12 protein-coding genes and 1 pseudogene are annotated in these 15,834 nt (G+C 49.4%); 11 read left to right on the forward strand and 2 right to left on the reverse strand.

Annotated elements, in window-relative coordinates:
• The first annotated feature begins 27 nt into the window (after positions 1-27).
• From BN3772_RS03310 to BN3772_RS03325, 4 genes are all read left to right on the forward strand, one after another.
• Positions 28-474, forward strand: a complete 447-nt coding sequence (locus BN3772_RS03310; RefSeq protein WP_042196633.1) for a DUF1801 domain-containing protein — start codon at positions 28-30, stop codon at positions 472-474.
• A 1-nt stretch (position 475) separates the two neighbouring features.
• Complete coding sequence (locus BN3772_RS03315) at positions 476-859, forward strand: iron chaperone (RefSeq protein WP_042196635.1); 384 nt, start codon at positions 476-478, stop codon at positions 857-859.
• A gap of 105 nt (positions 860-964) precedes the next feature.
• On the forward strand, positions 965-2,992 hold the full coding sequence (locus BN3772_RS03320; protein ID WP_244444672.1) for an AraC family transcriptional regulator: 2,028 nt from the start codon (positions 965-967) through the stop codon (positions 2,990-2,992).
• Between the two features lie 100 nt (positions 2,993-3,092).
• On the forward strand, positions 3,093-3,992 hold the full coding sequence (locus BN3772_RS03325; protein WP_052380362.1) for a GNAT family N-acetyltransferase: 900 nt from the start codon (positions 3,093-3,095) through the stop codon (positions 3,990-3,992).
• A gap of 95 nt (positions 3,993-4,087) precedes the next feature.
• On the opposite strand, the gene BN3772_RS03330 is transcribed toward BN3772_RS03325, so the two are convergent.
• Positions 4,088-4,978 carry an AraC family transcriptional regulator gene (locus BN3772_RS03330; RefSeq protein WP_042196637.1) on the reverse strand — a complete coding sequence of 297 codons (891 nt, stop codon included), beginning with the start codon at positions 4,976-4,978 and terminating at the stop codon, positions 4,088-4,090.
• Positions 4,979-5,112: 134 nt separating this feature from the next.
• On the opposite strand from BN3772_RS03330, the gene BN3772_RS03335 reads away from it, so the two are divergent.
• From BN3772_RS03335 to BN3772_RS03355, 5 genes are all read left to right on the forward strand, one after another.
• Positions 5,113-6,027 (forward strand): nucleotidyltransferase, encoded by a 915-nt coding sequence (locus BN3772_RS03335; protein WP_042196639.1) that lies wholly within the window; start codon positions 5,113-5,115, stop codon positions 6,025-6,027.
• Between the two features lie 17 nt (positions 6,028-6,044).
• Positions 6,045-8,915: an excinuclease ABC subunit UvrA gene (gene uvrA / locus BN3772_RS03340; RefSeq protein WP_042196640.1), complete on the forward strand. Its 2,871-nt coding sequence runs from the start codon at positions 6,045-6,047 to the stop codon at positions 8,913-8,915.
• 720 nt (positions 8,916-9,635) lie between these two features.
• Positions 9,636-9,923 carry a hypothetical protein gene (locus BN3772_RS03345; RefSeq protein ID WP_042196642.1) on the forward strand — a complete coding sequence of 96 codons (288 nt, stop codon included), beginning with the start codon at positions 9,636-9,638 and terminating at the stop codon, positions 9,921-9,923.
• A 41-nt stretch (positions 9,924-9,964) separates the two neighbouring features.
• The gene (locus BN3772_RS03350) at positions 9,965-10,591 is read left to right on the forward strand and encodes a glycerol-3-phosphate acyltransferase (RefSeq protein WP_280114373.1); all 627 of its coding nucleotides are present in this window, start codon (positions 9,965-9,967) and stop codon (positions 10,589-10,591) included.
• A 123-nt stretch (positions 10,592-10,714) separates the two neighbouring features.
• Entirely contained in the window at positions 10,715-12,022 is a 1,308-nt protein-coding gene (locus BN3772_RS03355) for an amidase (RefSeq protein WP_042196646.1), read from the forward strand.
• Between the two features lie 126 nt (positions 12,023-12,148).
• Here BN3772_RS03355 and BN3772_RS31685 read toward each other — a convergent pair.
• Positions 12,149-12,235 (reverse strand): annotated as a pseudogene (locus tag BN3772_RS31685) (pentapeptide repeat-containing protein); the annotation flags it as partial.
• Between the two features lie 937 nt (positions 12,236-13,172).
• On the opposite strand from BN3772_RS31685, the gene BN3772_RS03370 reads away from it, so the two are divergent.
• Both BN3772_RS03370 and BN3772_RS03375 read left to right on the forward strand, forming a co-directional pair.
• Positions 13,173-13,679 carry a GrpB family protein gene (locus tag BN3772_RS03370; protein WP_042196650.1) on the forward strand — a complete coding sequence of 169 codons (507 nt, stop codon included), beginning with the start codon at positions 13,173-13,175 and terminating at the stop codon, positions 13,677-13,679.
• Between the two features lie 1,006 nt (positions 13,680-14,685).
• The gene (locus BN3772_RS03375) at positions 14,686-15,789 is read left to right on the forward strand and encodes a GerAB/ArcD/ProY family transporter (protein WP_042196652.1); all 1,104 of its coding nucleotides are present in this window, start codon (positions 14,686-14,688) and stop codon (positions 15,787-15,789) included.
• The last annotated feature ends 45 nt before the right edge of the window (positions 15,790-15,834 follow it).

A 15,834-nucleotide genomic window follows, 5' to 3' on the forward strand; every position in this document is an offset into this window, starting at 1 on the left:
AGCCTGATTAGAGGAGGAGAAGCAAATATGGAGTACAACGCCAGCAGTCCGGAAGATTATATCAGCCAGCTGCCTGAAGAGCGCCGGACGATTATTGCCAGCCTTAGAGCAGTAATAAAAGAAAACCTTCCGGAAGGATTTGCAGAGGTCCTGGGTTACGGGATTGAATACATGGTTCCGCATGAGCTGTATCCTCCAGGTTATCATGTGAAGCCGGAGCAGCCGCTGCCGTTCATTAGTATAGCCTCGCAGAAAAATCATATCGCGCTGTATCACATGGGTATCTATATGCAGCCTGAGCTGCTGTCGTGGTTCCGGGAGGAGTATCCGAAGCATATGAAGACCAAGCTGGATATGGGCAAATCCTGTATCCGGTTCAAGCCGGCAGGCACTATCCCTTATGAACTGATCGGTCAGCTAAGCCGCAAAATTACAGTTTCCGAATATATCCGGCTGTATGAGAGAGGGCGATGAAATGGACGATAACAAGGCTACATTTGAGAGCATGGATGAATATATTGAACAGGCTGCACCGGAGGTCCGGGAGCTTTTGCAGAATATACGCAGGGTCATTCATGAAGCCGCACCGGAAGCCACCGAGAAAATCAGCTATCAGATGCCTACGTTTGACCTGCATGGCAACCTTGTGCATTTTGCCGCATTCAAAAAGCACATCGGATTCTATCCGGCTCCGCGGGGAATCGAAGCTTTTAAAGACGAGCTGTCCGTCTATAAAGGGGCCAAGGGTTCCGTCCAGTTCCCGCTTGACCAGCCGATGCCCTATGACCTGATCACCCGGATTGTGAAATTCAGGGCTGCAGAGAATATAGAGAAGGCCAAGGGGAAGCGCAAGGGATGACTTGCGCAGCGAGGTGGTCTATTCGTTATGAATCCAGCCATTAAATGGCTGTTTTTTTTATTGTTTCAGTGAGAATAGTTATCAATTATAATGAGGTTATAGGAGTTGAGATTGGAGGCAGGACGTACCGGAATGAATCTGAACGATCATATTTTATTATGGAATCACGTGTTTATTAAAATAATGGATGTCCGTCACACGATTCTTGCGCCGGGGGAGCTGCAGCCTTACCGGCTGCCGTCAAGCGCGTTTCTGTACATTGTACGCGGGGAAGCCGATGTCTATCTGGATCACAGCAGGCACCGGGTAGAGCGATTTCATGTGCTGCATGGAGGAAAAGGCGCCAGACTGCGGATCTTCCCGGACAGCGGGCTCGAATATTATCTGCTCCTGTACCGGGCTACACCGGGTTCAGCGAATCTGAGGGAGATTATCAGGCTGATGGAGCAGGATAATCCTTTTCTTAATCAATACGCCTTTGTCCCGCATAATCCCCTCACTTTATATGAAAAGGTTGAGCTGCTGGAGCGGGAGTGGGGAGACGGCTCCGGACTCGGGAAGCTGCACGTACGGGCGCTGTTCCACCAGTTTGTATATGAGCTTCTCCGCCAGCTGTACAGCCAGAATGTTCAGGCGCAGAAGCCGGAGCTTGTGATGCAGGCAGTAGAATTTATCCGGGACCACTACCGTTCGGCGGTCACATTGCAGCAGATTTCCGGAGAGCTCGGCTGCAGCGCCGGCCATCTGTCCAGGCTGTTCAAGAGCAGGATGAATACAAGCCCGATTCATTATCTGGGGCAGGTGAGGGTGGAACGGGCGGTGGAACTGCTGCTGCAGACGGATGCCACCTTACAGGAGATTGCAGAGAATGTAGGATACCCGGATGCTCATTCATTAAGCCGAAGCTTTAAAAAATATAAGGGGCTTTCTCCTATCCGCCTGAAAAATGAGCTGCTAAAACGTAAAACGAGTCAGGATATGCCCTTCCCGATGCTAAAATCTGCCGTTCAGCAGGGCTTGCTGCCGGGTTATAGTGATATTGAGAATCAATTTCACTATAGACCGGAAGGGGATCTATTCATGCAAGGAAGATTCAAATTCACCGCAATGACTATGGTATTATGCCTGTCGCTTTTATTGACAGCCTGTTCGGGGGCTGCGGGTACCAATACTAATACAAATGCCGCCGGTTCAGGCAACACTGCCAATGCCGTAGCCGCAGAGACTGCTGCTCCTGCATCTGCAAAGCCTGAAGAACAGGCAGCAGCTGTGCAGACAACCAGAACGGTATCCACGCTGTTTGGGGATGTGGAGGTGCCGGCGAACCCGCAGCGGGTGGCTTCTGACCAGTATATGGGCCAGCTGCTGAAGCTGGGGATTATTCCGGTTGGTGTCCGCAGTTATATGCTGACTGAAAGCTGGATTGCTGATTCCGGCATATCCGCCGATACGATCGCCGGCATTGAGGACCTCGGCGGCTTCCCGATGAACCTGGAGAAGCTGGCTTATCTGGAGCCTGATCTGATTATCGGATCGATTGAGAAGAACATTGAGGATTACAAGAAAATCGGTACTACTGTATTCCTGCCATACTGGGAAGGGGAATCCACCTCAGGACCGCTGGATAAATTCCGCAGAATCAGTGAAATTTTCGGCAAGGAGCAGGAAGCAGAGGCTTGGATTACAGAATATGAAGCAAAGGTAGCGGTTGCCCGCAAGAAGATTGAAGGCATCGTCAAGGAGGGCGAGACGGTATCCATAGTTCAGGTTGCGAACAACTCCCTGTATGTGCTCGCGGCAGACGGCGGCAATTACGGCAGCTCAACCATTTATCAGATGCTGCAGCTTCCGCCGACAGACAAAGCGTTAAATATGAAGGAAGGCTTTGAGAATATCTCGCTTGAAGTGCTTCCGGAGTATATAGGCGATCACGTATTTGTATACGGCTCCGGGGATGAGGGTGCTGCAGAAATTCTGAACAGCAGCATCTGGAAGGGGCTCTCTGCAGTGCAAAAAGGACAAGTCTACCTGTATGGCTCGTTTGGAAGCGAAGGCGATGAATTTGTTATGGAGGACCCTTACTCCCTGGAGCTGCAGCTGGATTCGATTGTTAAAGTAATGCTGGGCAATTAGCGGACCCAAGTAAAGTTTATTTATAACAAAGATGGGTATTTATTCTATTCTGAATTTCCCCTACAATTAGATTACAAGAATTTGTAGGGAGGGTTTAGAGTTGGATTATCATTATAGAGCGTATGAACGTACAGATATGCTGAAGGTCCGCCAGTTCCTGTCCGATGCTTACGGCCGATTGAAACAGCCGAACAGCTGGCTGATTGCCCGCTGGGAATTCGAGATTTTTTTCTTTCAGCTAAGAGCAGGCACGCTTCAGGATTGGGAACGGAACATCGGGCTGTGGGAGGATGATGCCGGGAGGCTCGCAGCAGTAGCCAGTAAAGACGGCGACTTCTATTTCCAGCTGGATTCGAACGATCCGCCGGACAGCCTCACCGGTGAAATGTTCGACTTCATAGAAGGCAGGACCGGCCGGGAGCCTGCCGAATACTGTAAGCTGGCCATTCCGACATTCATGAGCAGCCTGGAAAGGCTAGCGCTGAGCCGGGGATACGGGCTTCTGCCGGATGAAAGCGACAGCGCGGTCTCTATTGTGCTCGATAAGGAGTTTCCGGTGCTCCTGCCGGTAGGCTTCAGACTGTGCAGCGGGGAGGAAGTCTCCAATAGCGCCAAGGCTCTGGGCCATATTATGGCGTTTCAATATCCGGGGACGAAGGATGCGGAGCGGATGCTGCAATTCTACGGAGGTATCCGCGAGGCGCCGGGTTACTGTCCAGAGCTGGATCTCGCGGTGCTTAACGGACAGGGAGAGGTCGTATCGTTCTGTAATGTTTTTGTGGATGAAGCGAACCGGATCGGTATGCTTGAACCGGTAGGCACTCATCCGGATTACAGAAGATGCGGGCTTGGTAAAGCGGTAATCTATGAAGCACTGAACCGGCTGCGCTCCAAAGGCATGGTCAAGGCCTATACAGGTCCCAGACAGCCCTTCTATGAACGGATCGGTTTCGTTACGGAGGTTGAACTGGGCGTGTGGTGTAAAAGAATAAACGGATAATCAAGCCAGGCTCTGAGCTCCAGAGCCTGGCTTGATTGCGTCAGTAGCGGGTAATGCGGAAGGGCATCTGCATGCGCTTCGATCTGAATCCTTTATCATAATCCCGCAATCGGAAAATACAGATCACACTCGCAGTAATGCCTGTTGCCCTTGGCATAATTGACGGATTCGTAGCTGAATTTCTCCTCCAGCTCAAAGTGTACGGTCGGCATCCAGACCTCGAAGATATATTTCCAGATTTCACTTAGGGAATCGGCTGAAATTTCCTCAGGCCGGTGAAGGCCGATATAAGTAAACACCCCGTATTTATGCGGCTTCGTGTGCCGGACATTCATATCCGGCGGAATGATGCTGCTGCGGCTGATCTGCAGGGAAGGCTGGTAGAAGGTCAGGCCCCGGAACGGCTTCGGGACAGCCGTAAACCCGATGTAGACATCCTTCTGTACGGGATTCAGAATCCGCTGGCGGTCAAGGGTGAAGAAGTCAACGCCCAGCCGGGCTGCATCCACAGAATCGGCATTTCTCCCATCCATCAGTGTATATTCCGGTCCGGCAATGGAGAAGGAGGGGACGACATTGATCGAGCGGAAGAAGACCAGACCTTCCCCGGCACGGCTCATAAAATCAGCATTGAAGCGGTCAAGGATACCCAGCGGTGACGGCGAGCGGCGCCATTTGGCCGGTGTAGTGCCGAACTCCTCCTTGAAGCTCCGGTTATAGGTCCGCTCACAGCTGAAGCCGTATTTATCCGAAATGAATGTAATGCTGTCCCTCTGGTTCAGCAGATCCCCCAGCGACCGGGCAATCCGCCTTCTCCGAACATATTCCATCAGGCCGGTAGATGTAGCCCCTTTCCAGATGCGCAGCAGATGGAACTTGGAGACGTTAACATGATCTGAAATATCGTCAAGGCACAGCGGATCAAGCAGATGCTCTTCTATAAAATCAGTGGTGCGGTTAATGGTTTCCAGCAAGTAATGATCCATGCGCTCCTCCTGTACTTCGCAATTAGTGTCCGGTTTTGGGGAAGGGATGAGGTGTATAATTCTACCATAGGATATTGAAAGGGCAAGCGATTTCAGTCATATGGAGTAGAGGACTTACAGAAGGAGGAAGGGATATGGAAGAGAGCGGGCTTAGGGAGCTGCAGGAGCGTTACCGGGCTGCATCAGACAGCTTTGTAGACAGGGTGAAGAAGGATGCTAATGTGATTGCAGTCATAGTGTGCGGGAGTCTGGCTTATGATACGGTCTGGGAGAAAAGCGACATCGACATGACCCTGATCATCCGCGATCAGACCTTGCAGCAGAATGCATATTGTCTGGATGAGGACGGCATCATCATCAATGTTCAGCTGTTTGAGCGGAGCAGCTTTAAGCGCGGGATGGACCGGCTGCTCGGCGGCTCGATGCCGCAGTCGTATTTTGCCAAGGGACAGATGGTCTACAGCTCGGATGACAGCCTGTATGAGTATTTCGACGAGATGCGGAGGATGGGCACCCAGGATATTGCGCGTTCGCTGCTGTGGAGATCATGTGAGCTGATTGATATTTTCCACAAATGCCAGAAGTGGCTGACAGTGCGTAAGGATGCAAGGTACACCCAGTTCTTTCTCCTGAAGGCTGCCGATCTGATCGCCGGTATGGAGCTGTGTGCAGCAGGTGAGCCGCCGACCCGTGAAGCTGTCCTTAGTGTGCTGGAGCGTTCGCCGGAGCAGATGTCCCCCTTTTACCAGCAGCCGTTGTCCGGGCCTTTAAGCGAAACAGAGCTCTGGAGTGCCATCCGGGGGATGGAGCAGGTGCTGGACCGCCATCTTGATGCCATGAGCCGTCCGGTGCTTGATTTTATGGGGGATCAGTCGCTTAAGACGATGACGATGCTGACGAAGCATTTTCATATGGAAGGGCATTATCTGATCAATGTTCTGGAGTATATGGCCGAAAAGGGGATCATTGAGAAGGTATCCCAGACCATCCGCATTACATCCAAAAGCAAGCCGGCGGCGGAAGAAATCGGATTTCTATACATACCATAACGGGGAGGAACAGGCAAATGTCCATAAGAACGAGTATTGAAATCTCCGGGGCGAAGCAGAACAACCTCAAGAATGTGTCGGTGGAGATTCCGCGCGATAAGCTGACGGTCATTACAGGTGTTTCGGGCTCCGGCAAATCCTCGCTGGCATTCGATGTGATCTATGGGGAGGGACAGCGGCGCTTCCTCGATTCCATCTCTAACTTTGCCAAAAGCCGGATCAGCCAGCTCAAAAAAGCAAAGGTGGATTATGTGCGCGGCCTGTCTCCGGTCATAGCGATTGAGCAGAAGAAAGGCAACAATAATCCGCGCTCTACAGTGGGGACGGTAACAGATACCAATGACTATCTGCGTCTTTTGTTTGCCACAGCGGGTACAGGCCATTGTCCGGAATGCAGCAAGCCGCTGCGACAGCTGTCAGCTGCCCAAATTGCCGAGCATATTACAGGTCTGCCGGAGGGGACGGTGATTGAGCTGCGGGCTCCGGTCTACAAAATATACGGTGAGGATTACAGCTATACCTTCCAGCAGCTGCGGGAAAAGGGCTTCAAGCATCTGCTGATTGACGGGGAGCCGGTATCGCTGGGGGATGAGCTGGAGACGGATGAGGGCAAGTCCCACGTCATTGAGATTGTGATCGACCGGATTACGCTGCGCCATGATACCTATATCCAGCTTACGAAGTCCATAGAAGCGGCCATTCTGGCACTGGATGAAGATATTATGATTAAGGTGGAGGTAATGGGCGGCGCACCGGTGGGATTCTATGAGCACTTTGCCTGCCCGGACCATCACTTCTTCCTGTGTGATATGCAGCCGTTTCATTTCTCTTTTAATACACCGGCCAGCGCCTGTCATACTTGCCTTGGAGTGGGGATGTCCTATGTGGTGGAGCCGCATTTTCTGGTGGTTGCCCCGGAGAAGAGTATCAGCAGAGGCGCACTCAAGAATACGGTATTCAACACCTCCGGCAAGGACAGCTACCGCACAGTGCTGATGTACAGCTTGTCACAGAAATACAACTTCAGTCTGGATACCCCTTTTCATGAGCTGTCAAAAGAAATCCATGAGCTGCTCTTCTTCGGTTCCAGGGGGGAGCTTGTGCCGATGCTGCAGCCGCCGTTCTCCCAGAAGAAAAACTGGCTGACCGGCCGGGACCGGACGTTTGCCGGCTTTGTTCACGAGATGGAGAGCTGGTACAAGCACTATATCCGCAAATCCTCCACGACTGAGGCCTTTGAGCCGACCTTCATCAAGGATTGTATGATAGAAAAAATCTGCCCGGAATGCAGCGGTGCCCGGCTCAAGCAGCAGCGGCTGCAGGTGACGGTCGGCGGTAAAAATATTGATCAGCTCAGCCGGATGCAGCTTCAGGAGCTGCTGGCTTTTCTTACAACGCTCCGCTTTGAGCAGGAGGTCCGGGATGTGGCGGAGACAATTGTCCGTGAGCTGCATACGCGCATCAGCCTGCTGATCGAGATCGGCCTGCATTATATCAATCTCGGCAGACGCAGCGACAGTATCTCCGGCGGTGAGATGCAGCGGATCAAAATGTCCACCCAGATCAGCAGTGAGCTGATGGGCATGCTCTACATAATGGATGAGCCGAGCATCGGGCTGCATCCCCGTGATTCCGGCAGAGTCATTGATACTATGAAAAAGCTGCGCGATCTCGGCAATACAGTAATTGTAGTCGAGCATGATCTGGAGACAATCGGCTGTGCCGATCATATCATTGAGATTGGTCCGGGACCGGGGATTCACGGCGGCAATGTTGTTGCGAGCGGGACGCTAGAGGATATAAAGAATGCGGCAGAGTCTGTCACGGGCGGCTATTTGTCCGGCAGAACCGTTATTCCTGTTCCTGAGCAGCGGCGTAATCTGGGAGATACCTTTCTGTCTATTCAAGGTGCGCGTGAGAACAACCTGAAGGATGTTGATCTCGATATTCCGTTGAATGTATTCATCTGCATTACCGGTGTCTCCGGTTCGGGCAAAAGCTCGCTGATCAACGAAATCCTGACCAAGCAGCTCAAAATCGACAAGACAGGCGCGCGGATCGTCGCCGGCAAGCATGATTATGTGTTCGGCGCAGATCTGGTGAACCATGTCATCAACATCGACCAGTCGCCGATCGGGCGCAACAGCAAATCGAACCCGGCCACTTATATCGGGCTGTATGATAAAATCCGTGATCTGTTCGCCTCGCAGCCGGAGGCCGTGGAGCGCGGCTATCAATCGATTGACTTCAGCCTGACCCATGCCAACGGCACGCGCTGTGAGCACTGTGCAGGTGACGGGATCATCGTCACCAGCCTGCAGTTCATGGCTGACATCGAAACGATCTGTCCGGTGTGCAAGGGCAACCGCTTCTCGGAGGAAGGACTGGAGATCAGAATCCGGGATAAATCCATCTCGGATGTGCTGGAAATGACGGTCGAGGAAGCAGCGGAATTTTTTGCAGATCATAAGTACCTTAAGCATAAGCTCGGTATTATGAATGAGCTTGGTCTGGGCTATCTGACACTCGGCCAGAGCTCGACCACGCTCTCCGGAGGGGAGGCCCAGCGGGTGAAGCTGTCAAATGAGCTGGCAAAGATCAAGCGCGGCGCGCACAATCTGTACATTCTCGATGAACCAACAACCGGCCTGCACCTGGCCGACATCCAGAAGCTGCTGCTGGCGCTGAACAAGCTGGTGGACGGGGGGCATTCAGTAATCGTTATTGAGCATCACCTGGATGTGATGAAATCAGCCGACTATATTATTGATATGGGACCGGAAGGCGGCAACGGCGGCGGCTATGTGGTCGCGGAGGGCACCCCGGAGCAGGTTGCGAAGGTCGGGGTGTCGCATACCGGGCGGTATTTGCGGAGTGTGCTGGGGTAAGCAGCTGGTGAGCTGGCGCAAGCTGAGGTAAAGAGCAGACTACGGACTAGCGAGCGCTAGGGTAAAGAGCTGGTGAGCTGGCGCATGCTGAGGCAAGGAGCTAACCCAGCGAGTTCTGGCTGTTCCGGGTAAGTGGGCGGGCTTAATCGAATGAAGTGGAAATTCTCCACCTAATTCAAGCTGATTCGGTGGGTTAAAGGGATTAGCTGGAAATAAGTCAGTTAATTCTCCTGTTTGGGGTCTACAGGGGGCTTTCAGGCATTCTTAGGTGGCAATTTTCCAACTAATGCTTGGAAATATGGATAAATCGTAGATTTAAGTGGCGAAAATCGAACTATATGTCTGGGACACACAAGTTAACTCCACCTACGAAGTAAGATTAGCAGCGTTACCGGAGCTCGACTCCTGGATGGTAATGACCGGACTTGTCCGTGATAACTTTCCCGGCCAATACAGAGATTAGTGTGACTACCTTCCGCGCAGAGGATGAAAAAGGAACTGCACCCCGGCCGCTGTATCAAAAATTTGCTGAGCTGACTGAGGAGTTTGACTATCCGCATCAGAAATTTATACTAGAACGTTAAGCTGCACAAACCTAGCCGTCAGACACAAACCGGTGTGTTCAGACGGCTATTTTTTGTTGTTTGGTAATGGTATATTGTGGAAGTGTGTGGATGCGCGGATAATACGTTGAACTCATGGGGAGGTAGTCATGCCGGGATGATTGATTTTGAGAATATGCTGTGGGGCGTGGATGTTGACAGCTTCGCGGCTTTATTCGAGAAATATTTTATTAATGACGAAGTATCAATGAAGGCGTTTTTTGAAGGTTATGGTGCTGAAATTCTGCGGGAGAAGCATATTCAGATCAGAATCAGCTGCATTAAGCTGGCCCTCGGAGATATTTACTGGGGCACAGGGCATAATGTTCCGGAAGTTGCGGCAAAAGGAAGAAAACTGCTTGAGGCTCAATTGAAATACATAGGGTACAAAGAGGAGCTGATGTAATTATCGTTATCACTTACTTGTGGCATTTCACCTTAGCTTGCGTGGCAGGTTATCTCGTTGGCAACATCTGCGGAGCTGTTATTTTGTCCAGGCTGCTGATGCGTAGTGATATCCGGAAGCTTGGCAGCAACAATGCCGGAACGACTAACATGACCCGGGTGTTTGGCCTGAAATACGGGGTTGCCACATTTCTGATTGATCTGTTAAAAGCGGTTGTCTGCGTGTTTGTGTGCAAATTCGTTATGAGTACTGTTGGCGGAACAGAAGCCGGATTATTTGCCGGTTATTTAGCCGGTCTGGCTGTGATTGCCGGACATAACTATCCCGTTCTGCTGGGATTTAAGGTTGGAAAGGGCTTCGCTTCAGGGATCGGAGTGTTAATCGTCCTGCAGCCTTTGCCCACGCTGATTATATTATCTGGAGGCATCCTGCTGCTGCTCATTGTGGACCGGATGTCCATATTTGCATTAATTTTCTTTGTGGCAGAGGCACTGTATTCCTGGATGTATGATCCTGCAAAAAGGTTATGGATACCTTTGTTTGTAACCTTGTATTTGCTGCTGGCAGTCATTGCACACTGGCCGAATATCCAAAGGCTAGCCAGGGGGCAGGAACAGCCGCTGGGCATATTCCGCCGGATAAGAGCCGGAGTGAAGCATAGCCAATAGCAGGTATGAAGGTAGCAGAGCTGAACTGTCTGTACTTCAATAAGGTTCAGGAATAAAATGTAACCTTTACGGGCGGGATTCGTATGTCAGTAGAATGTCCAAACTGATCCTGGAGATGATGATATGCAGCTTATCCGTAATTCTCTTAACGATCTGATACATAACACCGAAGAAGCAGAGAGTTCGCTTAGTACGTCAATTGACAGATATCTGAGAAGATTTAGGGAGCTGGAGCCGCAGATTCATGCTTTTGTGCCTGAAGCCCGGCTGGAGCAGCGACTGAAGCTGGAGCAGGAGCGCCTGCTGGCTTCTCTCCCAGGTACTGCCGGTAAACCAGCCCTCTGGGGAATTACAGTCGGAATCAAGGATTTGATCCATGTTAATAATCTGCCGACGCAAGCGGGGTCCCGGCTGCCTGCTGAGGCACTGGCCGGCGAAGAAGCCTCCATAGTTACACGGCTGCGTGAACTCGGAGCGGTTATTGCCGGGAAGACGGTAACCGAGGAGTTTGCCTACAATGGTCCCATTGCTACGCTTAATCCGCATAATCCTGCGCATACCCCCGGCGGGTCGAGTGCAGGCTCGGCTGCTGCGGTTGCCGCCGGCCTGTGTCCGCTGGCTTTGGGAACACAGACTTTGCGGTCTGTTCTCGGTCCGGCGTCGTTTTGCGGAGTGGTCGGATATAAGCTGAGCTATGACAGAGTTCCGCTGGACGGAGTACTCAGGCTATCGCCGTCATTTGATACGCTCGGATTGTTCACCCAGGATCTGTCCGGTATGGAGACGGCGGCTGAACTGCTTGTTCCGCACTGGAATTCCCGTCAGGTGAGCGGTAAACCGGTGCTTGGTATTCCCATGGGCATATACACGCAATTGATGAGTGAAGAGGTAAAGGCAGTTTTTGCAGCACAGATTCAATCCCTGGAGCAGCTTGGTTATCAGGTGAAGCAGGTTCAGATGCCCTGGGAAGATGAGTTCATCTACGGGAATGCGATGCTGCGGTTTATTCAGGGCGAATTAGCCCGTGAGCATGCGGATCGTTTCAGTACGTATGAACAATTTTACGGTGCCAGTGTAAGGGACGCGATGATTGGCGGTGAGGCTGTTCCGGAGGGGGAGCTGGCTGAAAACCGGCAGCTGCAGCTGGTATTAAGAGACAGTCTGAAGATTCTCATGGAGCAGGAGGGGATAGATCTGTGGGTATCACCGGCACAGGGCGGAACCGCGCCTAAGCTGGAGGAGAACAATACCGGTTGGGTTGGCATGACGGCAGTCTGGAGCTTTGCCGGGTGCCCGGCTATCAGCATCCCTGCAGCCGATATAGGCGGACTTCCGCTAGGCTTTCAATGTGTCGGAAACTACGGCGAAGACGAATGGCTGCTGGCCTGGGCACGGCAGGTGGCGCTGGATCTGTGTCCGGATAGAGTTTGAGACACAGACACGTAACAGCCGCCGGACACGTTCAGTGTTCAGCGGCTTCTTTGATGATTCCGGTAGCTTAAGTATTTCTTTGGGCATAGGCGGCCAGCAGCTCTTGCAGCGGTATTCCGTCAATCGTCATTCCTTCTGTATTGCAATAGCATCGGTAAATATGCTGCCGCTGAGGTTGCTGTTGCTGAAGCAGGCGTTCTCCAGATTCATATTGTAAAAATGTTATGGAACATGAATAATCCACATCATGAGTAAAGGAAGTAAAAAGTCTGCTAAGCAGATTCCTATCCCCAAGAGAGCGGCATAGCTATTTTTTTTATTCATAAGACCCATTAATCCTAAGACAAATTCTATAGGACTAATATAAAGGAGAGAAATAATGCCGATTCCTTCTCCAAACTGATCAACTTTGATAGCATAGTAATCCAAAAGAAAAATTAAGGCCAATCGGACTAGATAAAATGAATTTCCTATTTGGATTTCTATCTATTGAAATAAAACAAAATATCCTATAATTTAACTGAAGGCAGATTTATGGTGTGCGTTGTCTATGATAAATAAGAGGTGAAAATATGAATTGCTGTTCTAATTGTCAAAATACAAACATCAAACAGATAAGTTCATTCCATACAAGACTCTTACTTTCCATCTACTTATTTTTAAATTTTTACTTTTTTACAGGTGCCATTGATTACGGTGCATTGATTGCTATAATTCCTGTTTTTATTCCTTATTCATACAAATGCTCTAATTGTAATACAACATTTTTGGGTTTGCCCAGAATTAATTCAAATAACTTTTGGGTAGGAAATAATAATGATATATATTTACTTGCGATGTTACCTTCAATACTAGTAATTACACTCCTAATACTGATCTTCCCATATACAGGACTAGGACGCATAATTTATTTACCAAATATATACTTTCTCAACAGCGTAATTGTCCTTTTATATCTATTTTTATTTAGAAAACGCACAGGAGCATTGAACCTTTTTATACGGGTATCATTATTAATTGTAACTGTGATTCTTTCTGTGTGGTTATATCCTCAAGAAGACGGTGTTGGGATATTGAAAATGATTCTTACATAAAAACTCGAATTGAATCGTACTTCAAGGGAGTAACTACTGATTAGGAGGGAGAATGAATGGGTTCTGAATTAATAGTTGTTGATTACGATCCTGGTTGGACTGGAGTATTTGTTGAATTGAGGGAATTCGTACTGCCGGTACTTGAAGACATAATAGTCTCAATTGAGCACGTTGGAAGTACCTCAGTTCCTGGATTAGCAGCAAAACCCATCATCGATATGGACATTGTGGTTCCTGCGCAGAAAGATGTGTCCTTAGCTATACAGAGGCTTGCTACTCTCGGCTATGTCCATGAAGGTGACTTGGGAATTAAAGGACGAGAGGCATTTATTCCTCCAACTGATGTTATTTGGCATCATTTGTACGTGTGTACCGTGGACAGTGCTGAATATAAGCGTCATATTCTCTTTCGCGATTATATGAGAGGTCATCCCGAGACCGCTAAAAGATACAGTGATTTAAAAATTGAACTTGCTGAACGATTCAAAAAAGACCGCGCCGGATATTCAAATGCTAAGAGCTATTTTGTGAGTGAGATACTACAACGTGCAAGTGGGAAATGATGATCTACCGCAGGAGCTTCTTTCAGCAATCCAGGGAGTATGATAATTCTAATTGAGTTGAATCGACTATGTCTTAAAGCTTTTCATCAACCGCCATGGGACATTCCCTTGAAACTCTAATTGTAATGAAGGCTCAGGGAATCCATCAGGGAGAAGGCTTATCCCGTTCGTAAATCCAAAAGTAAATCCACTAATTTCGATTAAGTTATTTGCTTCTAAGTGGCTGATCTCTTCGCTTGTCTTAACCCAACAGTCAGGACCGCTGATTAACACCCCGACTATATGATAAAACCCACCATACAAATGTGAGCCGTCATCATTTTTACAGTATTCTGAGACTTCGCCCTCTTTAGTCGGGTCTATTCCTAGGCTACAAAAAAAATCCAACACTGGCTGAGGTAATCGCTCAACTGCGACGAACCCAATCCCAAATATTGATCTGCATCATTAATCACCTCATTTTTAAAGTGTTTTACATGATTTATATTCAACGGATCAACTACTTGATCCTGCTCGTAGTGCTTATTACGCGAAACGAAATTGGGTGGAAGCCGCGTGGCCAGCGCAGCACTGTTGATATCGAATCTCACTTTATTTATTTTCGGATATTAGGACTAGTTCCCATTTGATATTGGAAACACTTAATTATATACCAGTATTTGCACCATTCTGAAATTCCATGGATTAGTGCCAAATGCTCATGTGAATATATTTTCTCTGGGGCTGATCTCATGTTGCTTCGATTAAATCATCTATACCGGTCCGTGCTGTATGGATGATATGGTTCCTATCTATGACGCAACACATGAAGTGTTCTCTTCCCCCTGATTTGGCAGCAAGCATTTCGGCGTGCCTTCGCTGACCCGGCAGTCCGTAACGGATCAACGAATGGAAGGAGTATCTTATCCGTGCCCCGCTGTCCCTGATGAGGCGCCTGCTGATCATGCCGAAGCCCCGGCGTTGCAAACGTAGAACCTGAACCAGATCAAGAAAGGAAGTTGGATAAATGTTCCGACGTACGGAGGACAAGATTAATTCGTCGCAAGCGGCAGTGTTCCTAATCATTACAATGATTAATTCCAGCATTCTGGTCCTCCCTCGGCTGGTCGTAGAAAGCACGAAGACCCCAGATGCCTGGATACCGGTGCTGATCGCCGGAGGAGTTGCGATGCTGGCGATTTGGCTTATTGTGAAGTTGGGGCTGCAGTTCCCGGGGAAAACAGTATTTCAATACGGTCCCAAAATCGTCGGGTCACTACCGGCTAAGGCGCTTTGCCTGCTGTTAATTATACACTTCATACTCGTGGCAGGCCTTGAAGCTCGTTTCATGGTCGAGGTCACGCTATTCTTCCTGCTGGAAGGTACCCCGGCCTGGGCGGTCATCCTACCATTCCTCTGGGTGTCTGCTTATCTGGTTTCTGGAGGAATCAATGCCATAGCTCGAGCATTCCAGATTATATTTCCGATAACAATTACAATGATTCTGTTATGCTTATTGCTAAGCTATAAAATATTCGAGTTTACCAATCTGCGTCCCGTTCTTGGAAATGGTCTTACACCGATTATCCACGGTTTTCCTGCTTCCACCCTAACCTATAGTGGCATCAAAGCCAGTTTTATTCTAGTTGCCTTTATGGACAAGCCGGAACAAGCCGTCAAGACAATGCTCTTTGGAGTCGGGGTGGTTATTTTCATCTATACTATAACGGTTATCACTGTAATCGGAGGACTCTCTATAAGCTCGATCGTGACGAGCCCCTGGCCGACAATCGACTTAATCCGCAGCTTTGAAATCTCAGGTTTTTTCATCGAGCGGCTGGAGTTCCCGTTTATGGTGATCTGGCTGATGCAGATGTTCTGCACCTTCACCGGCTTCTATTATCAAGCTTCCTTGGGGCTCTCTCAGATGTTCAAGTTCAAAATACAGGTCGTTATATTCGCGCTGCTACCGCTGCTGTACCTCGCCACCATCACCATAAAAACTGTCGACCAACTATTTATGCTTAACAACCTCCTCCATTTTAGCAGTTTGGTGCTAATTCTTCTGATTCCCGGTCTATTCGGCCTCGTGTTGCTATTTCGTAGAAAGGTGCTGAAGCAGAATGTTTAATAAGCGAGTGTGGAAGCTTCTCCTTGCAAAACTATTGCTTCCAGT

It is taken from the genome of Paenibacillus camerounensis (assembly GCF_000723885.1).
Lineage (GTDB): Bacteria > Bacillota > Bacilli > Paenibacillales > Paenibacillaceae > Paenibacillus_AQ > Paenibacillus_AQ camerounensis.